At 64.7% G+C, this 22,229-nt stretch carries 19 protein-coding genes; 10 read left to right on the forward strand and 9 right to left on the reverse strand.

What is annotated here, in order from left to right; genetic code table 11:
• Positions 1-192: 192 nt before the first annotated feature.
• Entirely contained in the window at positions 193-1,464 is a 1,272-nt protein-coding gene (locus AC06E9_RS04595; RefSeq protein WP_478055552.1) for a putative DNA modification/repair radical SAM protein, read from the forward strand.
• Positions 1,461-2,921 carry a UdgX family uracil-DNA binding protein gene (locus tag AC06E9_RS04600; RefSeq protein WP_478055553.1) on the forward strand — a complete coding sequence of 487 codons (1,461 nt, stop codon included), beginning with the start codon at positions 1,461-1,463 and terminating at the stop codon, positions 2,919-2,921. The genes AC06E9_RS04595 and AC06E9_RS04600 overlap by 4 nt, the downstream gene beginning before the upstream one ends.
• Before the next feature lie 71 nt (positions 2,922-2,992).
• Here AC06E9_RS04600 and AC06E9_RS04605 read toward each other — a convergent pair whose 3' ends face one another.
• The 4 genes from AC06E9_RS04605 to glmS form a co-directional block, all read right to left on the reverse strand.
• A complete protein-coding gene (locus AC06E9_RS04605) occupies positions 2,993-4,789 on the reverse strand; it encodes a GmrSD restriction endonuclease domain-containing protein (protein ID WP_313219542.1) in 1,797 nt (598 codons plus the stop codon).
• A 61-nt stretch (positions 4,790-4,850) separates the two neighbouring features.
• A complete protein-coding gene (locus tag AC06E9_RS04610; RefSeq protein ID WP_478055555.1) occupies positions 4,851-5,198 on the reverse strand; it encodes a hypothetical protein in 348 nt (115 codons plus the stop codon).
• On the reverse strand, positions 5,195-5,626 hold the full coding sequence (locus AC06E9_RS04615; RefSeq protein WP_152152316.1) for a CBS domain-containing protein: 432 nt from the start codon (positions 5,624-5,626) through the stop codon (positions 5,195-5,197). The genes AC06E9_RS04610 and AC06E9_RS04615 overlap by 4 nt, the downstream gene beginning before the upstream one ends.
• Positions 5,627-5,973: 347 nt before the next feature.
• Positions 5,974-7,815 carry a glutamine--fructose-6-phosphate transaminase (isomerizing) gene (gene glmS, locus AC06E9_RS04620; protein WP_121040048.1) on the reverse strand — a complete coding sequence of 614 codons (1,842 nt, stop codon included), beginning with the start codon at positions 7,813-7,815 and terminating at the stop codon, positions 5,974-5,976.
• A 204-nt stretch (positions 7,816-8,019) separates the two neighbouring features.
• Here glmS and AC06E9_RS04625 point away from each other — a divergent pair, with 204 nt between their 5' ends.
• The 7 genes from AC06E9_RS04625 to AC06E9_RS04655 all read left to right on the forward strand — a co-directional run bounded on the left by AC06E9_RS04625 (position 8,020) and on the right by AC06E9_RS04655 (position 15,790).
• Complete coding sequence (locus AC06E9_RS04625) at positions 8,020-9,285, forward strand: efflux RND transporter periplasmic adaptor subunit (protein WP_121040051.1); 1,266 nt, start codon at positions 8,020-8,022, stop codon at positions 9,283-9,285.
• Between the two features lie 43 nt (positions 9,286-9,328).
• The gene (locus AC06E9_RS04630) at positions 9,329-10,054 is read left to right on the forward strand and encodes an ABC transporter ATP-binding protein (protein WP_121040054.1); all 726 of its coding nucleotides are present in this window, start codon (positions 9,329-9,331) and stop codon (positions 10,052-10,054) included.
• 8 nt (positions 10,055-10,062) lie between these two features.
• On the forward strand, positions 10,063-11,367 hold the full coding sequence (locus AC06E9_RS04635; protein ID WP_121040057.1) for an ABC transporter permease: 1,305 nt from the start codon (positions 10,063-10,065) through the stop codon (positions 11,365-11,367).
• Positions 11,368-11,383: 16 nt separating this feature from the next.
• Positions 11,384-12,604, forward strand: coding sequence for an ABC transporter permease (locus AC06E9_RS04640; protein WP_121040060.1), 1,221 nt, complete (start codon positions 11,384-11,386; stop codon positions 12,602-12,604).
• A 1-nt stretch (position 12,605) separates the two neighbouring features.
• Entirely contained in the window at positions 12,606-13,007 is a 402-nt protein-coding gene (locus tag AC06E9_RS04645; protein WP_152151091.1) for a PDZ domain-containing protein, read from the forward strand.
• A gap of 78 nt (positions 13,008-13,085) precedes the next feature.
• Entirely contained in the window at positions 13,086-14,426 is a 1,341-nt protein-coding gene (locus AC06E9_RS04650; protein WP_478055557.1) for a sigma-54-dependent transcriptional regulator, read from the forward strand.
• Complete coding sequence (locus AC06E9_RS04655; RefSeq protein WP_121040069.1) at positions 14,423-15,790, forward strand: sensor histidine kinase; 1,368 nt, start codon at positions 14,423-14,425, stop codon at positions 15,788-15,790. The genes AC06E9_RS04650 and AC06E9_RS04655 overlap by 4 nt, the downstream gene beginning before the upstream one ends.
• Before the next feature lie 19 nt (positions 15,791-15,809).
• On the opposite strand, the gene glmU is transcribed toward AC06E9_RS04655, so the two are convergent.
• Complete coding sequence (glmU, locus tag AC06E9_RS04660; protein WP_121040072.1) at positions 15,810-17,174, reverse strand: bifunctional UDP-N-acetylglucosamine diphosphorylase/glucosamine-1-phosphate N-acetyltransferase GlmU; 1,365 nt, start codon at positions 17,172-17,174, stop codon at positions 15,810-15,812.
• An 85-nt stretch (positions 17,175-17,259) separates the two neighbouring features.
• Here glmU and AC06E9_RS04665 point away from each other — a divergent pair, with 85 nt between their 5' ends.
• On the forward strand, positions 17,260-17,643 hold the full coding sequence (locus AC06E9_RS04665; protein ID WP_478055558.1) for a GtrA family protein: 384 nt from the start codon (positions 17,260-17,262) through the stop codon (positions 17,641-17,643).
• Between the two features lie 85 nt (positions 17,644-17,728).
• Here AC06E9_RS04665 and AC06E9_RS04670 read toward each other — a convergent pair whose 3' ends face one another.
• The 4 genes from AC06E9_RS04670 to atpA all read right to left on the reverse strand — a co-directional run bounded on the left by AC06E9_RS04670 (position 17,729) and on the right by atpA (position 22,198).
• Positions 17,729-18,151 (reverse strand): F0F1 ATP synthase subunit epsilon, encoded by a 423-nt coding sequence (locus AC06E9_RS04670; protein WP_019183637.1) that lies wholly within the window; start codon positions 18,149-18,151, stop codon positions 17,729-17,731.
• Between the two features lie 115 nt (positions 18,152-18,266).
• Positions 18,267-19,673 (reverse strand): F0F1 ATP synthase subunit beta, encoded by a 1,407-nt coding sequence (atpD, locus tag AC06E9_RS04675; RefSeq protein ID WP_121040078.1) that lies wholly within the window; start codon positions 19,671-19,673, stop codon positions 18,267-18,269.
• Positions 19,674-19,710: 37 nt separating this feature from the next.
• On the reverse strand, positions 19,711-20,574 hold the full coding sequence (atpG, locus tag AC06E9_RS04680) for a F0F1 ATP synthase subunit gamma (protein WP_088433765.1): 864 nt from the start codon (positions 20,572-20,574) through the stop codon (positions 19,711-19,713).
• A 76-nt stretch (positions 20,575-20,650) separates the two neighbouring features.
• Positions 20,651-22,198 carry a F0F1 ATP synthase subunit alpha gene (atpA, locus tag AC06E9_RS04685; RefSeq protein WP_088433869.1) on the reverse strand — a complete coding sequence of 516 codons (1,548 nt, stop codon included), beginning with the start codon at positions 22,196-22,198 and terminating at the stop codon, positions 20,651-20,653.
• Positions 22,199-22,229: the final 31 nt, after the last annotated feature.

Here is a 22,229-nt window from a genome sequence, read left to right on the forward strand (position 1 = left end):
CCGTGCCGTTCCTGGCCCGTCTGCTTCCCTGCCGGCACCTGCGGCACCGGGGCGAAGTCTAGCCGGGAATGTGAAGAACGTGAATGGGCGCGGCGCGAGCCGGCGGACCGTTCCTTCGGCGTGGCGTGAACGCTTCAGGGTGCGCCGCCGCCAATCTCACTGGATGAGATCGACCCTGCTTAGGGTGCCCGCATGGACACCCTGCGCAAGCTCGCCATCCTCGCCGATGCCGCCAAGTACGACGCCTCCTGCGCCTCCAGCGGCGCGGGAAAGCGGAACTCGGTCAAATCCGGTGGCATCGGCAGCACCGAGGGCGCGGGGATCTGTCACAGCTATACCCCGGATGGGCGGTGCGTCTCGTTGCTGAAGATCCTGCTGACCAACTTCTGCATCTACGACTGCGCCTATTGCGTGAACCGGGTATCGAGCAACGTGCAGCGGGCGCGCTTCAGCGTGGACGAGGTGGTCGCGCTGACCATGGATTTTTACAAGCGCAATTACATCGAGGGCCTGTTCCTTTCCAGCGGCATCATCCGCAACGCCGACTACACGATGGAACGCATGGTGGAAGTGGCGCGGGTGCTGCGCCAGGAACATCGGTTCGCCGGATACATCCACCTGAAGACCATTCCCGAGGCCTCGCCCGAGCTGCTGGCTGCCGCCGGGCGTTATGCCGATCGCCTGTCGATCAACATCGAACTGCCCACTGAAGACGGACTGGCCAGTTACGCCCCGGAAAAGTCGATGCCCTCCATCCGTGGCGCGATGGGCGAGCTCAGCTGGCGGATCGAGGAGGCCAAGGAGGCGCGCAAGGCGACCGCTACCCTGCCGCTGGCCGACCCGGCCCCGCGCACCCGGAAACCGCGAGCGCCGCGCTTCGCACCGGCCGGGCAAAGTACACAGATGATCGTCGGTGCCGACGGCGCGAGCGACCTGCAGATCCTGGGCGCGGCGGACAACCTGTATGGCAATTACCACATGCGCCGGGTTTACTATTCCGCGTTCAGCCCGATCCCCGATGCCAGCAAAGCGCTGCCGCTGCAAGCGCCGCCACTGGCGCGTGAGCACCGGCTGTATCAGGCTGACTGGCTGCTGCGCTTTTACGGCTACGGGGTGGAAGAGATTACCGACACCACCCAGGGCGGCATGCTCGACCTGGACATCGATCCGAAAATGGCCTGGGCGATCCGACACCCCGAGCGTTTTCCGGTGGACGTCAATACGGCGCCGAAGGAATTGCTGTTGCGTATTCCCGGCTTGGGCGTGCGCAACGTCAAGCGCGTGTTGATGGCGCGCCGCCATGGCCGCCTGCGGGTGGCCGACGTGGCCCAGCTGCGCGCGCCGATGAGCAAACTATTGCCGTTTGTCCAGCTGGCCGACCACCATCCGCGCAAGCAGCTGGATGATCCTGCCACCCTGCGCGCGCGATTGGCGCCGCCACCGAAGCAGGGTGCGTTGTTTTGACTGGTCCGGCACGTACGGACCTGCAGCGCTGTAGCGCGCGGGTGGACCCGGCGTGGTCGGTGGAGGCATGGCGCGCGGTAGCGCGGGCGGCGTTGCAGCGACAGGTAACACCGCCCCAGCTGGACTGGCTCGATGCCGGCGACCGCTCGCTGCTCGATGCCCCTTCGGTGCTGGATGCGCCGCTATCGGTGGAGCCCACACCGACGCAGGCCGCGGTACCCCGTGATTTTCTCGAACTGGCCGCCACCTGCCTGTGCCACCGCGAACCGCAGCGGCTGGCGCTGCTGTACCGCATGCTGTGGCGGATCACCCACGGCGAGCGCCGCCTGCTGACCAACCCGGCCGACCCCGACGTGGTGCGCGCCATGGCCCTGGCGCAGGCAGTACGCCGCGATGCGCACAAAATGAAGGCGTTCGTGCGCTTCCGGGAAGTACCCGGCGAGCAAGAGGCGTTCATTGCCTGGTTCGAGCCAGACCACCACATCGTGGACCGGGTGGCGCCCTTCTTCGCGCGTCGCTTCGCCGGCATGCGGTGGGCGATCCTGACCCCGACGCGCAGCGCGCGATGGGATGGCAGCACGTTGTCATTCGGCCCCGGCGGCAGCCAGGAGCAGGCGCCGCGCGAGGACGCGCGCGAAGAATTTTGGCGCACGTACTACGCCAACATCTTCAACCCGGCGCGGCTCAACACGCGCATGATGCGACAGGAAATGCCCGCCAGGTACTGGAAGCACCTGCCTGAAGCAACGCTGCTGCCGATGCTGGTGCGTGACGCCGGCGACCGCGTACAGGAGATGCATGACCGCGACGTGCAGGCACCGCAGCGCCGCATTCCCGACCGCCGGATTACCCCGCGTGCGCCGGCCACCGCCAACGGCGATGACCTGGATGCGCTGCGCACGGCGGCCATGGGATGCCGCCGCTGCCCACTATGGGAACCGGCCACCCAGACGGTGTTCGGTGAAGGGCCGCAGAACGCCAAGGTGATGCTGGTGGGCGAGCAGCCCGGCGACAGCGAAGACCTGAGCGGGCACCCGTTCGTGGGGCCGGCCGGGCAGCTGTTGAACCGCGCGTTGGCCGAACTGGATATCGACCGCAGCGCGCTGTACCTGACCAATGCGGTCAAGCACTTCCGCTTTGAACGGCGCGGCAAACGGCGCATCCACAGCAAGCCGCAGCTCACCCACGTCAACGCCTGCCGGCCGTGGCTGATGGGGGAAATCGAGAAAGTGCGCCCGCAGGTGATCGTCTGCCTGGGAGCCACCGCAGCTACTGCCGTGTTCGGTGCGGGCTTCAACCTGATGGAGAAGCGCGGCTGTTGGCACGCGCTGGACGACGGCACCCGCGCGTTCGCCACGGTGCACCCGGCGTGGGTGCTGCGTCAGGGCGAGGGCGAGGCGCGGGAGGCGGCGTATCGGGGGCTGGTGGCGGATCTGCGGCGATTGTGCGCCGTGTAGCTGCTCCGGCGCGGGATCTGATATTGACCGAGGCCAGGTCAACTCCGAAGGTCAAGTCCGTCCTCCCTCGCCTACAGACCGGCGTAGTAGCGTTTGATCTTCTGCGCCATCAACCTGCGGCGCTCTGTAAGAAACGCATCGAAATTCTCGGGCTGATACGCCTGCAGTTCGTCTGGCAGGCAGTTTGCCTGCAGGTTTGCGCGCAAATCTGCCAGCCGAACAATGGCGCCATAGCGGGCCGTACCGGTTTCACACTGATCCAGCACAGCTGCCATGTAACTGGCCGGTGCGGTTTGGCCGATCTTGATGTTCACTTCCTGCTGCACGTAAACATAGTTCGCAACCTGGTTGTACTTGCTTCTGCTCAGACCACGGCCCTTCAGGAAATTCTTCGGGAATACATGGTGGATGTCGCCGTGGTGTGTGAGCATGTCGCGCACGGTGATGTCCTTGGACAGGAAGCCCCTGTCACCTTGATTTGCCTGCGCAGCCCAGAACACCTTGATGGCCGGAGCATTGACAGATGATGTGTTCAGTGCCTGGGGCAGTCCGAAGTCCCAGAAAGCATCGGACAAGTCGGCTGCCTCGATCTCACCAAGCACCTCGGCAATCGGACGCTCGTGCACGGCCTTGATGTCGCGGTCGAAACGCGATTCTGGCGAACCCGAATAGCGTCCGGTCAGCAACGACATGACAAACCAGCGCCGAACCCATGTTTCGATGTTCGGATCGTTGCCGAGGTCGCGCTTGAGTTTGAGGTAAAGCACATAGGCGAAGTTGAGGGCATTGACAGAGCCGATCATCGAGCTGTCCATGTAGCCCGCCGAGCGAATTATCATCAGGAAGCGCTTGAAGTGCGTCTCACTGATGAACTCCTTGACCCCCTCACCCAACGTCCTGAAGGACGCTTCTTCTATCTCCTTCTCGTAACTGCGGGTCTCGAAATTTCGACCCGATAGCAACCCGACAAGGTCGGACAATCGCCCACGGTTGAAGCGAGTAGTGAATGCCACACGCAGCATATCCGAGTAGCTTGGATCGTACAGATCGTCGTTCTCGCTCTTCAACCAGCGCATGGCCCGGAAGTAGTCGGTCTGAACGAATGCCTTGTCGTTCTTCTCGATATGCGCGTAGAACTCAGGAGCGATGGAAAGGTGGCAGAAGTAGTCGATTGCCTTGCGCAGCGTATTGCCATCGAACTCCTCATTGGCAGCAATCTTCGACATGGCAAAGTCGGCTTGACTGAGCACCACGCCTTTTGAATTGATGCGGATGAATATCTCGGTCACCGTCTCAATGTCCAGATCAGCCGCGAGTTCAATCAGGCCTACCTGCTTCTTGGTGATGTCGCACAACTTGTCCAACCGCTCGTAAAGCAGGTCTTCGTCCACATCCGGGTTCAGCTCGAGGTAGTCACGCCCGACTTTATGAGCCTTCAGGTCACCGCTGACGATTGGCGCGATGTCGGAGAACCAAGCCTTGTCCTTCTCGATGGCAGGATTGCTGACCTCAAACCGTTCTTCAATCGGGTGGAAAGCAATACGAATGTGCACCTGCAGATAGTCTTGATTGACGACCTGCTGCCCGGCAATCGCCGCAGTCAGCGCCGTGACCCGCTGCTGGCCGTCGATGAGAACCTTCTTCCCTTCTGCCAGGGAGCCGTCCTTCAGCTTCACGGTCGGATTGCGCCAAGCGATGATGTAACCGACCGGGAAGCCCTGGTACAGGCTATCCATCAGGTCTCGGACCTTACTTGCATCCCAGACGAAAGGTCGCTGTATTTCCGGAATTGCGATTTCGCCCGATCTGACCCAGCTCAGGAGGGTTTCAATCAAATGCTGGTTCACAGAGTACTTTTGCGACGACATACAGTCCTTTGAGCGTGTCAGGAAGCGGCAATGCTGAAGTATCCCATAGCGGACCGGGCGCTCAGCAGCTCAGGATGAGGTGGCCGGCCAGTGCGCCGCAGCCCGCCCACAGGCCGAGCATCAGCAAGAGCCCGGCGAAGGCGGTCACTACGCGCCAGCCCAGCCGTGCGCCCTTGCTGCGCGCGAAGACCCACCATGCCAGCGGCGGGCCCGCGATCAGGCCGCCGCCCAGCAGCGCCACCGCCAACCAGCCGATCCACTCGGGCTTGTGGCCGGCTTCAGGGGGACATTGGGTGGTGGCATATGCCGCCGGAATCAGCAGCAGGTTGAACAGTCCAACGGCGATGCGACGGGGACGCGTGCCGACGCGGGGTCGGCACCTGTCCGCGATGCCATGGGCTGGCGTCAATGCGCCGCCAGGTAGATATCCTGCAGTACCGCCTTTTCCAGCTCCAGCTCGCTGAGCAGATTCTTCACGATATCGCCCAGGCTCAGGATGCCGACCAGCTTGGCCCCTTCGGTCACCATCAGATGACGATGGCGGGAGTACGTCATCAGCGCCATCGCCTGCTTGAGGGTCGCGTCCGGGCCGATGCCTTCCAGCCCTGCCGACGGCAAGCTGGAAATGACCCGTCGGCCGGCCTGGGGACCATCTTCCGCAAGGCTGCGCACGATGTCCTTCTCGGACACGATCCTTACCGGCGCATCATCTTTCATGACCACCAGGGCGGCGATCTTGTGCGCGCTCATTTTGTGCGCGGCCGCACCGATGGTGTCTTCCACATCGATGGTGACGATGGCTTCTTTCTTGGATTGCAGGAGTTCGCGGACGTTCATTCTTGTTTCCTGTTACAGGTTACTGAAGTCGAGAGATGCGCCTGGTTGCAGCGAGGTCGGTGGCAGTGCCACGCGGTCCTCGGTCACTCGATTCTACGACCGCACCCTGGGCCAGGAGTTTGCAAATCTGGGACGGTTCGTCGTGGAAAGCGTGAACGACCCTGAGAATGGCACCGTGACTAAAACCGTCGCTGAATGCCGCCGCAGGGTGAGACTAAAGTTCCGGTACCGATTGCCGGGTAGCCACCCCATGGGGTGGCTCTGCAACAGGCTGATCGCACAAAAAAAAGGGTGACCCCGCAGGGCCACCCTGGATACGTGTCAGCGCCGCGTCGGCGGCGGACACATCACTCCACCGTCACGCTCTTGGCCAGGTTGCGCGGCTTGTCCACGTCTGTCCCGCGGGCCAGTGCGGTGTGGTAAGCCAGCAACTGCACCGGGATGGTGTGCACGACGGCGCTCAGCGCGCCCACATGGCGTGGGGTGCGGATCACATGCACGCCGTCGGACTCGACGAAGTTGCTGTCCTGGTCGGCGAACACGAACAGCTCACCACCGCGCGCACGCACTTCCTGCATGTTGGATTTGACCTTCTCCAACAGGCTGTCGTTCGGGGCGATCACCACCACCGGCATGTCCTCATCCACCAGCGCCAGCGGGCCGTGCTTGAGCTCACCGGCCGGATACGCCTCGGCGTGGATATAGGTGATCTCCTTGAGCTTGAGCGCGCCTTCCAGCGCGATCGGGTAATGCAGGCCACGCCCCAGGAACAGTGCACTGCTCTTGCGTGCGAAGCGTTCGGCCCATGCGGCGATCTGTGGCTCCATGTTCAGCGCGTGCTGCACGCTGCCCGGCAGGAAGCGCAGCTGCTCCAGGTAGTCCGCTTCCTGCACGGCATCGATGCGGCCATGCAGCTTGCCCAGCACCACGGTGAGCTGGAACAGTGCCGCCAGCTGCGTAGTGAAGGCCTTGGTCGAGGCAACACCGATCTCGGCACCGGCACGGGTGTAGCAGACCAGTTCACTGGCGCGCGGAATCGCACTCTCGGGCACATTGCAGATCGAGAGCGTATGCAGATGGCCGAGCGACTTGGCGTACTTGAGCGCTTCCATCGTATCCAGCGTTTCGCCGGACTGGGAGATGGTGACGATCAGGTGCTTGGGATTCGCATAGGCGGCGCGGTAACGGTATTCGCTGGCGACTTCCACGCTGCACGGCAGGCCGGCAATCGCTTCGATCCAGTAACGCGCGGTCAAGCCGGCGTAGTAGCTGGTGCCGCAGGCAAGGATCTGCACGCCTTCGATACCCGACAGCACGGCTTCGGCATTCTTGCCGAACAGGGTCGCCGGGAAGCCACCGGCGTCGATCGCCGCTTCGATGGTGTCGCCCAGCGCGCGCGGCTGCTCGTGGATTTCCTTCTGCATGAAGTGGCGGTACGGGCCCAGCTCCAGCGACGCCAGCGACACATCCGACAGGTGCACCTCACGCACGATCGGCTGGTTGTGCTCGTCGTAGACCTGCACGCCGTCGCGGCGGATGTCGGCGGTGTCGCCCTCTTCCAGGAAGATCACCGTGCGGGTGGCCTGGAGGATCGCCGAGACATCGGAGGCGACGAAGTTCTCGCCCTCGCCCACGCCGACCAGCAGCGGGCAGCCCATGCGCGCGCACACAAAGTGCTCCGGCTCGGCACGGCTCATCACCGCCAGCGCGTAGGCACCGGTCAATTCCTTGACCGTGCGCTGCAGCGCCGCCAGCAGGCTGTCGCCTTCCTTGAGGTGATGGTGCATCAGGTGCGCGATCACTTCGGTGTCGGTCTGCGACTCGAAGGTGTAGCCCAGCGCGCGCAGCTTCTCGCGCTGTTCTTCGTGGTTCTCGATGATGCCGTTGTGGACCAGTGCCACGCCGTGGCTGATGTGCGGGTGCGCATTGGCCTCGGTCACGCCACCGTGGGTGGCCCAGCGGGTGTGGCCGATGCCGAGCAGCGATTGGAAACCTTCGCTCGTGGCGGCCTTCTCCATCTCGGCCACCCGGCCGGTACGGCGCACACGACGGACATCAGGCTCGGCGGCGGCGGTATCGATCACGGCAATGCCGGAGGAGTCGTAGCCCCGGTATTCCAGTCGCTTCAGGCCTTCGATGAGGACCGGTACCACGTCGCGATGCGCGATCGCTCCCACAATGCCGCACATAGATTCAGATCCCAGCTGGTTAGCCTCGCATTCTAGCGTGGCCGCCCCGGCGGCTTGGGCGCTGCCGGCTTAACGAAAGTGTCCGGTCCGGTGTCCGCGGACACGCGGACACGCCGCCCCGATCGCAAGCCCTTGTTTTGAAAGGGTGAAAAGTTGGCACGAAGTCTGCTTTGGTACTTCACAACCCAACCGCGAACGAGCCCCATGATCCGCGACACTTCCGCCCAGGACCAGACCCTTTCCTCGCATGCCGCGCCCGCCCCGTGGAAGCGCTGGCTGTGGCCGGCGGTCGCCGCCCTGGTCGTGCTGCTGGCGATCGGCTTCGCCGCCCGCGCCTGGCTCGGCGCCAGCCGCTCGTTCGACAGCGCACGTGTCCGCGTGGCCGAGGTCACCCGGGGCGACATGGTCCGCGACATCGCTGCGGACGGCCGTGTGATCGCGGCCAACAACCCGGTGCTGTATGCGATCTCCGCCGGCAACGTGGATCTGAAGGTCGTGGCCGGTGATGTGGTCAAGCAGGGCCAGGAGCTGGCCGTGATCGACAGCCCTGAGCTGCGCAGCAAGCTGGCCCAGGAACAGGCCACGCTGGCCGGGCTGCAGGCCGAGGCGAGCCGCGCGAGCCTGGATGCCACGCTGGCCCGCGCCACCGCCCAGAAAGACACCGACCAGGCCGTGATCGAACGCCAGGCCGCGGTGCGCGACCTGGAGCGCTACAAACGCGGCTTCGATGGTGGCGCGGTGCCGCAGGTGGATGTCGCCAAGGCCGAGGACACCGTCAAGAAGAGCGACATCCAGCTCGAGCACGCCCGCAAGGACGCCATGCTCAAGGCCCAGGGCGCCGATCTGGATGCGCGCAACAAGCGCCTGCTGGCCGACCGCCAGCGCGCCGTGGTCACCGAAGTCGAACGTCAGGTCGACGCGCTCACCCTGCGCGCGCCGTTCGATGGCCAGGTCGGCCAGGTGCAAGCCACCCAGCACACCAACGTCGTCGCCAATGCGCCGATCCTGGGCGTGGTCGACCTGTCCCGCTTCGAGATCGAGATCAAGGTGCCGGAGAGCTTCGCGCGCGAGCTGTCGATCGGCATGCCGGCACAGCTGACCGGCGGCAGCGGCCAGTTCGCCGGTGAGATCTCCGCGGTGTCCCCGGAAGTGGTCGCCGGTGAGGTCAACGCCCGCATCCGCTTTGCTGACAAGCAGCCACAGGGCCTGCGCCAGAGCCAGCGGATGCAGGCACGCGTGCTGCTCGATACCCGCCGCAACGCACTCAAGATCGAACGTGGCCCGTTCGTCGAACAGGGCAACGGCTACGCCTACGTCATGGACGGCAGCAGTGCGGTCCGTCGCCCGGTCAAGCTCGGTGTGAGCAGCTTGGGCGAAGTGGAAATCCTCTCTGGCCTGCAGCCCGGCGATCGCGTCGTGGTGTCCGGCAGTGATCTGTTCGGCGACGCCGAGCGCGTCTCCATCAACTGATTCAGTCCCTTTCGATCTTCTCGACCCTCAAAGGAAAACAGCCATGCTTGAAATGCGCTCGGTCGCCAAAGTCTTCCGCACCGAACAGGTGGAAACCCATGCCCTGCGGTCGCTGGACCTGCATGTCCGCGAAGGGGAGTTCGTCGCCGTGACCGGTCCGTCCGGTTCGGGCAAGACCACCTTCCTCAACATCGCCGGCCTGCTGGAGACCTTCACCAGCGGCACCTATCTGCTCGATGGCCAGGACGTCAGCCAACTCGGTGACGACGCTCGCAGCCGCCTGCGCAACCAGAAGATTGGCTTCATCTTCCAGGGCTTCAACCTGATCTCCGACCTGAACCTGTTCGACAACGTCGATGTGCCGCTGCGCTACCGCGGCATGCCCGCGGCCGAACGCAAGCAGCGCATCGAGCACGCGCTTGGCCAGGTGGGCCTGGCCTCGCGCATGAAGCACTACCCGGCCGAACTGTCCGGTGGCCAGCAGCAGCGCGCCGCGATCGCACGTGCACTGGCCGGCAGCCCGCGCCTGCTGCTGGCCGATGAACCGACCGGCAACCTGGACAGCCAGATGGCCCGGGGCGTGATGGAGCTGCTGGAAGAGATCAATTCCAAGGGCACCACGATCGTGATGGTCACCCACGATCCGGAACTGGCCGCGCGCGCCAAGCGCAACGTGCACATCGTCGATGGCCAGGTCACCGACCTGCTGCGCGATCCGGTGCTCGCCACGCCGCGCCCCGCGGTTGCCGCCGCCATCGCCAACGACTGAGGCCGGCCATGATTGCTTACTACTTCCGACTGGCCCTGCGCAGCTTCCGGCGCAACAAAGTGCTGACCGCGCTGATGGTGATCGCCATCGCGCTGGGTATCGGCGCTTCGATGACCACGCTGACCGTGTTCCATGTGTTGTCCGGTGATCCGATTCCGCAGAAGAGCGACCGGCTGTTCAGCGTCCTGGTTGATCCACAGCCCCTGCTCGGTTATCAGCCCGGAGAAGAGCCCGCCGATCAGCTGACCCGATTCGATGCGGACAAGCTGCTTCGTGAGAAGCATGCCAAGCGCCAGGCGATGATGACCGGCGGTGGCGTCACCATTGAGCCGGACAGCAGCACGCTGCGCCCGTTCAGCACCGATGCGCGCTACACCTCGAGCGATTTCTTCCCGATGTTCGATACCCCGTTCCTGTACGGCCAAGGGTGGAAGGAGACTGAGGATGAAGGTCGCGGCCGGGTCGCGGTGATTTCCAAGACACTCAACCAGAAGCTGTTCGAGGGCGCCAACAGCGTCGGCAAATCGGTGCGCGTCAACGGCAACACCATGACCGTCGTTGGCGTGCTCGGCGACTGGCACCCCAATCCGCACTTCTATGATCTGTATACCGGTCGCTACGGCGACAGCGAGGACGTCTTCCTGCCGTTCTCCACGGCGATCGAGTTGAAGTTCGACCGCAACGGCAGTATCGACTGCTTCGGTCGTCGCAACGAGACCGATCCCACCGGGCCCAGCGCAAGCTGCACCTGGATCCAGTACTGGGTGGAGCTGGAAAACCCCGGCCAGGCCGCAGAGTACCGCCGCTACCTGGAGAACTACTCCGATCAGCAGCGTGCTGCCGGTCGCTTTGAACGACCCAACAACGTGCGCCTGCGCAATGTCATGGAATGGCTGGACTTCAAGAAGGTCGTCCCCGGTGATGTGCGCCTGCAGTTGTGGCTGGCGATGGGCTTCCTGCTGGTCTGCCTGATCAACACGGTGGGCCTGCTGCTGGCCAAATTCCTGCGTCGCAGTGGTGAGATCGGGGTACGCCGTGCGCTGGGTGCCAGCCGTGGCCAGATCTTCCTGCAATCGTTGATCGAGGCCGGCACGGTCGGCCTGGCCGGGGGCCTGCTCGGCCTGGTACTGGCGATGGTCGGGCTGTATGCAGTGCGCCAACAACCCGTGGACTACGCCAAGTTGGCCACGCTGGATGGACAGATGCTGCTGATGACCTTCGCGCTGACCCTGGTCGCCAGCCTGCTGGCTGGATTCCTGCCGGCGCTGCGCGCCATGCAGGTCACGCCCGCCATCCAACTCAAATCGCAGTAAGGATCCGGAGCACACCATGGATATCCGTCCCATCCTCTCCACCCTGCGCCGGCACAAGACCGCCGCGGCACTGATCGTGCTGGAGATCGCCCTGACCTGCGCCATCGTCTGCAATGCGCTGTTCCTTATTGGTCAGCGCATCGAGAAGATCAACCAGCCCAGCGGCATCGCCGAAACCGAACTGATCGAAGTCAGGCTGGGCGGCATCGGCCCCCAGGTCAACGCCGTGGCACGTACCCGCGAGGATCTGGCGGCGTTGCACGCGCTTCCCGGCGTCAAAAGCGCAGTGACGCTGAATCAGATCCCGTTCCGCAACAGCTCCTGGAATACCAGCCTGGGCCTGGTCCCCGATCAGGAGCGCCCAACGCTGAGCTCCTCCCAGTACTTCGCCCGGGAAGGTGCGCTGGATACGCTGGGCGTGGAGCTGATCGCCGGTCGCGATTTCCAGCCCGATGAATATCGCGATCTGGAAGAGGTCAAGAACGACGAAGTCGCGGCGGACAAGGGCTCGGCGGTGGTTGTCACCAAGGCAATTGCCGACAAGATGTTCCCCGGCGGCGATGCACTGGGCAAGACGATCTACAGCGGCTCCATGCCGCTGCGCATCATCGGCATCGTCAAGGTGCTGGCTCGCCCGACGGCACGTGATGGTGACACGCAGTTCTCGATCGTGCTGCCGCTTCGGACCACCTATGACGAGGGCTTCTACCTGGTGCGTGTCACCGATCCAACCCGCCGCGACGAAGTGCTCAAGTCCGCCGTCGCAGCCCTGGAGCGGGTGGACGCCAGCCGCCTGGTGCACGGCAAGTACACCTACGAGGAACAACGCAACAAGTACTTCGCCAATGACCGCGCCATGGTCGGCCTGCTCATCACCGTGTGCGTGGCATTGCTGGTCGTCACTGCACTGGGCATCGTCGGCCTGGCCAGCTTCTGGGTGCAGCAGCGCACCAAGCAGATCGGCATCCGCCGTGCGCTGGGGGCAACCCGCAGCCAGATCCTGCGCTACTTCCAGACCGAGAACTTCCTGTTGGCCACCGTGGGGATCGTGTTGGGCATGTTGATGGCCTACACGATCAACCTGTGGCTGATGAACAACTACGAGCTGCCGCGCATGCCCATCAGCTACCTGCCGATCGGCGCGGTGCTGCTGTGGCTGCTCGGCCAGATCGCTGTCTTCGGCCCGGCCCGTCGTGCCGCCGCCGTCCCCCCTGCCGTTGCCACCCGGAGTGCCTGAAATGCGCCAGACCAAACTCGCTACCCTGTTGTTCTCCCTCCTGCTGGCCAGCGCTCCCGCGCTGGCCGCCACCCAGACCGATACCGCGCGCCTGGAGTGGCGCGATGACAGCCACCACCTGGTGGTGGATGCACGGGATGGCATCGTGCGCGTTACCACCACCGAGCCAAGCACCTATTTCGGCGTGCGCAGCGGCGATCGGATTCTGCGTGTGGATGGCCAGCCCGTCCGGCGCATGGCCGACCTCACCCATGCACTGGTCGGCAACAAGGCCACCCGGGTGCCCGTCGTCGTGCTGCGCAAGGGCAACCAGGTGACCGTCGATGTCAACACCGCCGCCTGGAGCGACGTCCTGGCGGTGCAGACCCCGCCCATCCCCCAGGCGCCTGGCGCCGGCAACTGAGCCAAGCGCGCCGGGCCATCTGCCCCTTGGCCCGGCGCTCCGGTACTCTTGATTCCACTTCCGGCCCTACGCTGACGCATGCCCTCGATCCTGATCATTGACGACAACGCCAGCGTCGGCACCGCCCTCGACGTGCTGTTCTCGCTGCACGACATCGAGGCGCTGCATGCGATCTCGCCCGAACAAGGGCTGGCGATCCTGGAACAACAGCCGGTGGATCTGGTGATCCAGGACATGAACTTCACCGAAGACACCACCTCCGGCGAAGAAGGCGAAGCATTGTTCCAGCAGATCCGCGCGCGCCATCCGGATCTGCCGGTGATCCTGTTGACCGCCTGGACACATCTGAGCAGTGCGGTCGATCTGGTCAAGGCGGGCGCTGCGGACTACCTGGCCAAGCCATGGGACGACCGCAAGCTGCTGATCACGGTCAACAACCTGCTGGAGCTGTCGGAAACCCGCCGCGAACTGGACCGCCGCCGCGACCGCGAGCAACGGGATCGCTCGGCGCTGGAGGCCCGCTACGATCTGCGCGGCGCCGTGGTGGCCGATCCGGCCAGTGAGCGTGTGGTCAACCTGGCCTGCCAGGTGGCACGCTCGGCACTGCCGGTGCTGATCACCGGCCCCAACGGCGCAGGCAAGGAGAAGATCGCCGAGATCATCCAGGCCAACTCGCTGGTAGCCAAGGGAGCGTTCGTCGCGCTCAACTGCGGCGCGATTCCGTCCGAGCTGATCGAGGCGGAGTTGTTCGGTGCCGAGGCCGGTGCCTACACCGGTGCCAACAAGGCACGCGAAGGCAAGTTCGAGGCCGCCGATGGCGGCACCCTGTTCCTGGATGAGATCGGCAATCTCTCTGCCAGTGGACAGATGAAACTGCTGCGCGTGCTGGAAACCGGCCGCTTCGAACGGCTGGGCTCCAACCGCGAGCGGCAGGTCAAGGTGCGCGTCATCAGTGCGACCAACGCCGATCTGCCCGCGATGATCCGCGATGGCCAGTTCCGCGAGGATCTTTACTACCGCCTCAATACCGTCGAGCTGGCGCTGCCACCGCTGGCCGAGCGGCCCGGCGACATCCTGCCGCTGGCCGAACGCTTCCTGGACAGTGGCAAGCCACTGTCCACCGCTGCGGCCACCGCGCTTCAGCGGCATCCCTGGCCGGGCAATGTGCGCGAGCTGCGCAACGTGCTGCAGCGCGCCCAACTGTTCGCCACCGGACCGGGCATCGAGGCAGGCGACCTCAACCTGCCGCGCGCCGCGGCCCCGCGCGCGGCCAGCCCGACCGTGGACCCGGACCGCAGCCGCATCGAAACCGCGCTGGCCCACAACCACGGCATCATCGCCCAGACGGCGGCCGAGCTCGGGCTCAGCCGCCAGGCGCTGTATCGGCGCATGGACCGTTACGGCATCCCGCGCGAATGAAGCGGCGCTCGTTCACCTTCCGGCTGTTCCTGCGCCTGCTGCCGGTGCTGGCACTGGCGGCTGCATTTCCGTGGTATCTGGCGTTCTGGCTGGACCATGGCTGGGCGGTTACGTGCATCTCGGTTGTCGTGCTGCTGGCGCTGATGTGGTGGAGCCTGCGCCGCGCGACGGCGCCGATCCGCTCATTGCTGCGCGCCCTGTCCGGCACCACCAGCAGCTACCGCGACGGCGAATACAACTTCGGCATCTATTGGCCCTCAAATGATGAGCTGGGCGATCTGGTCCAGGCCCACCGCGAACTCGGCGATGTGCTGCGTGCGCAGCGCCAGGACCTGGTCCAGCGCGAGCTGCTGCTGGACACCATGGTGCAGAACACGCCGGTGTCGATGCTGTTGCTGGCGCACGGCGGCGACGGCGTGCAGCGCGTGGTGTTCTCCAACCTGGCGGCGCGCAAGCTGCTGCACAACGGTTGGAAGCTGGAAGGCCAGCGCATGGACGACGTCATGGCGACGATGCCGATCGAGCTGCGCGATGCCATCGCCCGCGGGGGCGACAGCCTGTTCGCGGTGCGCGGGGAAGGCCAGGACAATGATGATGAACGTGATGAAGACGACGAGCAGATCTATCACCTGTCCCGCCGCAACTTCCATCTCAACGGCCGCCCGCACGACCTGCTGTTGATCCGCCTGCTGACCGCTGAGCTGCGCCGTCAGGAAGTGCAGACCTGGAAGAAGGTGATCCGGGTGATCAGCCACGAGTTGAACAATTCGCTGGCCCCGATCGCCTCGTTGGCGCATTCCGGTGGCGAGCTGGTCCGGCGCGGCAAGACGGAACGGCTGGAAGAAGTGTTCACTACCATCGAAGAGCGCGCCCGCCACCTGGAAGGGTTCATCCGGGGCTACGCGCGCTTCGCCAAGCTGCCGCAGCCGCAGTTGCAGACCGTGCAGTGGAACCTGTTCCTGACCGGCCTTCAGCACCAGATCCCGTTCCGCATGGCCGGAATTCCCGATGATCTGCACAGCCGGGTGGACATCGCCCAGCTCGGGCAGGCGCTGTTGAACCTGCTCAAGAACGCGCATGAAGCCTGCGCGGACGCCGAACCACCGAATGAGGATGTCGAGCTGCGCCTGACCCGCCTGCCGCAGTGGCTGCGGCTGGAGGTATTGGACCGCGGCAAGGGCATGAACGAAGCGGTGCTGCAGAACGCGTTGATGCCCTTCTATTCCACCAAGCGCAACGGCACCGGCCTCGGCCTGGCGCTGACGCGCGAGATCGTCGAAGCGCACGGCGGCCGCATTTCATTGCAGAACCGCCGCGAAGGTGGCCTGTGCGTGGCGGTGTTCCTGCCTGCCGACACCCGCTAGCGCCGGCCGCAGGCCGGCACTACTTCTTCGTGGGGCGCTTCCAGCCGTCGATGGTTTCCTGGCGTGCGCGTGCGACGGTCAGCTTGTCCGCCGGCGCGCCACGGGTGATCACCGAGCCGGCCGCCACCGTGGCGCCCTCGCCGATCACGACCGGCGCAACCAGCGAGCTGTTGGACCCGATGAAGGCACGGTCGCCGATGGTCGTCTGCGATTTGTTTACGCCGTCGTAGTTGCAGGTGATGGTGCCCGCGCCGATGTTGACCTTGCTGCCGATCACTGCATCACCCAGGTAGGTGAGGTGGTTGGCCTTGCTGCCCGCGCCGAGCACGACCTTCTTGGTTTCCACGAAGTTGCCGACGTGCGCGCCCTCCGCGAGGACGGTACCTGGACGCAGCCGGGCGAACGGACCGATCTCCGCCGCGCCTTCGCTGATCACCCCGTCCAGATCGCAGTGCGGCTTGACCACGGTGCCCGCGGCCAGGCTGACATCCTTGAGCCGGGTGAACGCACCGATGCTGACGCCATCGCCCAGCACCACGCGTCCCTCCAGGATCACGTTGACGTCGATCTGCACGTCACTGCCCACGGTCACCGTGCCACGGATATCCAGCCGTGCCGGGTCCAGTACGCGCGCGCCCTGTGCGCACAACGCACGCACTTCACGCAGCTGCCAGGCGCGTTCGAGCTGGGCCAGCTGCCACGGGTCGTTGGCACCCTCGGCGTCCTGCGGATCCTGCACGAACGCCATCTCGGCCGGGGTGTAATCGCTGGCTGCCGCAGCAAAGATGTCGGTCAGGTAGTACTCGCCCTGCGCGTTCGCATTGGAGAGCTGGGACAACCAACGGCGCAGTGCCGTGGATTCGGCGGTGATGATGCCGGTATTGATGGTGCGGATGCTGCGCTGTTCGTCGGTGGCGTCTTTCTGCTCGACGATCGCGCCGACCTTGCCCTCGGCATTGCGCACGATGCGGCCATAGCCGGTCGGATCGGCCACCTCGGCCACCAGCACGGCCAGGCGGCCCGGCTGCGACAGCAGGTGGCGCAGCGTCTCGCCGCGGATCAACGGCACGTCGCCGTACAACACCAGAACGGTTGCCGCATCCGGCACTTCCGGCATGGCCTGCAGCACGGCATGCCCGGTGCCCAGCTGCTCGCCCTGCTCGGCCCAGCGCAGGTCAGGCTGATCGGCAAATGCCTGGCGCACCGCTTCGCCGCCATGGCCGTACACCACGTGGATCGCTTCAGGCTGCAGCTGGCGTGCGGTGTCGATGACGTGGGCGAGCATCGGGCGCCCGGCGATCGGCTGCAGCACCTTGGGCAGGGCCGACTTCATGCGCTTGCCGGCGCCGGCGGCCAGGATGATCACGTGCAGGGGCTGGGTCATGGGTAGATCACGTTCCGGGAATCGTTGATGGGAATTCTAGTGCGACGCTCGTTAACATGTGGGATTGTCCGCACCCGGAGTGCACGTGAGTCTCCTCCGCCAAGGCAGCCGCTATCTCGTCGTGGGCCTGATCCAGCTGGTGTTGGACTGGGCCGTGTTCGTGGCTGCCACCGTATTGGGAATGCCAGCCGCACCCGGCAACCTGCTGGGGCGCGTGAGCGGCATGCTGCTCGGCTTCTGGCTCAACGGCCGCTACACCTTCGCCCGCGATGGCGAGCACCGTCTGGGCTGGCCGCGTTTCGTGCGCTTCGCGCTGCTGTGGGCGGTGCTGACCGCGATCAGCACGCTGCTGGTGACGCTGGCGGCCGAGCACATGGGGCTACGCTATGCGTGGCTGGCCAAACCCTTGGTCGAAGGCGCACTGGCCGGTCTGTCGTTCCTGCTGATGCGGACCCTGATCTTCCGCTGATCCGGCGTACCGGGAGGCAGGCGAAAAAAAACGCCGGCAAGCCGGCGTTTTCCCCTTCGCGGATGGCGCCGTCGCGCCGCCCCGCTTAGTGCTTGAGGTTCTTGCGCAGGCGCTCAAGCGCCTGCAGCTGGGCGGACACTTCCGCCAGGCGCTGCTGCGCTTCGGCCACTTCCATTGCTTCACCACGGTTGGCCAGGATGCGCTCGGCTTCTTCCTTGGCCTTGCGGACCGAGGCTTCGTCGATGTCCTGGGCACGGATCGCGGTGTCGGCCAGCACGGTCACGACCTGCGGCTGCACTTCGAGAATGCCGCCGGAGATGGCGAAGTCGATCTGCTCGCCGCTCGGCGTGGTCACCACCACCTTGCCCGGCTTCAGGCGGGTGATCAGCGGGGCATGCTTGGGCGCGATGCCCAGCTCACCCAGCTCACCGGTGGCCACGACCAGGGTCGCCTCACCACGGAAGATTTCCTGCTCGGCGCTGACGATGTCGCAACGGATGGTGCTCATGAAACTCTTCTCGCTTTAGGGTGGGCTCGCGCCCACCGCAGGATGTCCTCAGCGGTGGGCGTGCGCCCACCCCGTGTGACGGGTCGGGACGGGCATCTCGCCCGTCCCCGCCGCATCAGGCCTTTTCAGCCATCTTCTTGGCCTTCTCGACCGCTTCTTCGATGCTGCCGACCATGTAGAACGCCTGTTCCGGCAGGTGGTCGTATTCGCCATCGACGATGGCCTTGAAGCCACGGATGGTGTCCTTCAGCGACACGTACTTGCCCGGCGAACCGGTGAACACTTCGGCCACGTGGAACGGCTGGCTGAAGAAGCGCTCGATCTTGCGGGCGCGGGTCACGGCCTGCTTGTCTTCTTCGGACAGTTCGTCCATGCCCAGGATGGCGATGATGTCCTTCAGTTCCTTGTACTTCTGCAAGGTCTGCTGGACGCGCTGGGCGGTGTCGTAATGCTCGTGGCCGATGACCAGCGGGTCCATCTGGCGGCTGGTCGAGTCGAGCGGATCCACGGCCGGGTAGATACCCAGCGAGGCGATCGAACGCGACAGGGTCACGGTCGAATCCAAGTGGGCGAAGGTGGTGGCCGGCGACGGATCGGTCAAGTCATCGGCGGGCACGTAGACGGCCTGGATCGAGGTGATCGAGCCGTTCTTGGTGGAGGTGATGCGCTCCTGCAGGACGCCCATTTCCTCGGCCAGGGTCGGCTGGTAACCCACGGCCGACGGCATACGGCCCAGCAGTGCCGACACTTCGGTACCGGCCAGGGTGTAGCGGTAGATGTTGTCGACGAACAGCAGCACGTCCTTGCCCTTGCCGTTTTCGTCCTTCTCATCGCGGAAGTACTCGGCCATGGTCAGGCCGGTCAGGGCGACGCGCAGACGGTTGCCCGGCGGCTCGTTCATCTGGCCGTACACCATCGCGACCTTGTCCAGGACGTTGGAGTCCTTCATCTCGTGGTAGAAGTCGTTGCCCTCACGGGTACGCTCACCCACGCCGGCGAACACGGACAGACCGCTGTGCGCCTTGGCGATGTTGTTGATCAGTTCCATCATGTTGACGGTCTTGCCGACGCCGGCGCCGCCGAACAGGCCGACCTTGCCGCCCTTGGCGAACGGGCACATCAGGTCGATGACCTTGATGCCGGTTTCCAGCAGCTCGGTGGCCGGGGACTGGTCTTCGTACGACGGCGCGGCACGATGGATTTCCCAGGTGTCGCTGGCGGTGACCGGACCGGCTTCGTCGATCGGGCGACCCAGCACGTCCATGATGCGGCCCAGCGTGCCTGCGCCGACCGGCACCGAGATGGCGCGTTCGGTGTTGGTGGCGACCAGGTTGCGCTTCAGGCCGTCGGTGGAGCCCAGCGCGATGCAACGGACCACGCCGTCACCCAGCTGCTGCTGCACTTCCAGCGTGATTTCGGTGTTGTCCACCTTCAGCGCGTGGTACACCTTCGGCACCGACTCGCGGGGGAATTCGACGTCGACGACGGCGCCGATGATCTGAACGATCTTGCCCTGACTCATTGCTGCAATCCTCTAATGTGTGCTTTGACTGTGCGCGTCAGACTGCTGCCGCGCCGCCGACGATTTCGGAGATTTCCTGGGTGATCGCTGCCTGGCGGGCCTTGTTGTAGACCAGCTGCAGGGTTCCGATCAGCTTGTTCGCGTTGTCACTGGCCGACTTCATCGCGACCATGCGGGCTGCATGCTCGGACGCGACGTTTTCCAGCACCGCCTGGTACACCAGCGACTCGACGTACCGCGTCATCACGTGCTCGAGCACGGTCGCAGCGTCGGGTTCGTACAGGTAGTCCCAGTCGTGATGCGCGACCTGCTTCTCAGCAGCCGGCAACGGCAGCAGCTGATCGAAGCTGGCTTTCTGCGTCATCGTATTGATGAAGCGGTTGTAGACCAGGTACACGCGGTCGACCTTGCCGTCGGTGAATGCATCGAGCATCACCTTGATCACGCCGATCAGCTGTTCCAGGTGCGGCACATCGCCCATGTGGGTGACCGTGCCGACCATGTTGACCTTGACGCGACGGAAGAAGGTCGACGCCTTCTGGCCGACGGTGACCACATCGATCTCGGCACCCTTGTCCTGCCACTGGCGCACTTCGCCCAGCATCTTGCGGAACAGGTTGTTGTTCAGGCCGCCGGCCAGACCGCGGTCGGACGAGACCACGATGTAACCGACGCGCTTGACCTCGTCACGCTGGACCAGGAACGGATGCTGGTAATCGGTGCTGGCCTGGGCCAGGTGACCGATCACCTGCTTCATCGCCTGCGCATACGGACGCGACGTCTTCATCCGCTCCTGCGCCTTGCGGATTTTGGAGGCCGAGACCATTTCGAGCGCACGCGTCACCTTGCGGGTGTTCTGCACGCTCTTGATCTTGGTTTTGATTTCGCGTCCGCTTGCCATCTCTTATTCCCGTAGAGCGAAGGGGTGCTCCGCTTTGTCACAGTGAAGCGGGGCAACGCCCCGCTCTACATGCGGCTTACCAGCTGCCGGTGGTCTTGAACTCGGTGATGCCCTTCTTGAAGGCAGCCTCGATATCGTTGTCCCAGCCGCCGGTCGCGTTGATCTTGTTGATCAGCTCGCCCTGGGTGTTGGCGAAGTGGGCATGCAGACCTTCTTCCAGCGCCAGCAGCTTGTTGACCGGCACGTCGTCGAGGTAACCCTCGTTGACGGCGTAGATCGACAGCGCCTGGTTGGCGATGGACATCGGGGCGTACTGCTTCTGCTTCATCAGCTCGGTGACGCGCTGACCGCGCTCAAGCTGCTTGCGGGTGGCTTCGTCCAGGTCCGAGGCGAACTGCGCGAACGCCGCCAGCTCACGGTACTGGGCCAGCGAGATACGGATGCCGCCGGACAGCTTCTTGATGATCTTGGTCTGGGCCGCACCACCGACGCGCGACACCGAGATACCGGCGTTCACGGCCGGGCGGATGCCCGAGTTGAACAGATCGGTTTCCAGGAAGATCTGGCCGTCGGTGATGGAGATCACGTTGGTCGGCACGAAGGCCGAGACGTCACCGGCCTGGGTTTCGATGATCGGCAGCGCGGTGAGCGAGCCGGTCTTGCCCTTGACGGCGCCGTTGGTGAACTTTTCCACATACTCTTCGGACACGCGGGCAGCGCGCTCGAGCAGGCGGGAGTGCAGGTAGAACACGTCACCCGGGTAGGCTTCACGGCCCGGCGGACGCTTCAGCAGCAGCGAGATCTGGCGGTAGGCCACGGCCTGCTTGGACAGATCGTCGTACACGATCAGCGCGTCTTCGCCGCGGTCCATGAAGTACTCACCCATGGTGCAGCCCGAGTAGGCGCTGATGTACTGCATCGCGGCCGATTCGGACGCGGTCGCAGCGACCACCACGGTGTGCGCCAGGGCGCCGTTCTCTTCCAGCTTGCGCACGATGTTGGCCACGGTCGACGCCTTCTGGCCGATCGCGACGTACACGCACTTGATGCCGGTTTCTTTCTGGTTGATCACCGCATCGATGGCCAGGGCGGTCTTGCCGGTCTGGCGGTCACCGATGACCAGCTCGCGCTGGCCGCGGCCGATCGGGATCATCGAGTCGACGGACTTGTAACCGGTCTGCACCGGCTGGTCGACCGACTTGCGCCAGATCACGCCCGGCGCAACGCGCTCCACCGGCGCGGTGGCCTTGGCCGCGATCGGGCCCTTGCCGTCGATCGGCTCGCCGAGCGCGTTCACGACGCGGCCCAGCATTTCCGGACCGACCGGCACTTCCAGGATGCGACCGGTGGTCTTGGCGACGTCGCCTTCGCGCAGGTTCTGGTAATCACCCAGCACCACGGCGCCGACCGAGTCGCGCTCCAGGTTCAGGGCCAGTGCGAAGGTGTTGTTCGGCAGTTCGATCATTTCGCCCTGCATCACGTCGGCCAGACCGAAGATGCGCACGATGCCGTCGGACACGCTGGTCACGGTGCCTTCGTTGCGCGATTCCGCGGCCAGCTTGACCTTCTCGATGCGGTTCTTGATCAGTTCGCTGATTTCGGAGGGGTTGAGCGTGGTTGCCATCGTCAAGTCCTAGTGCCGGCGATCACGCCGG

Source organism: Stenotrophomonas sp. Steno-Z10-BAI (genome assembly GCF_056393115.1).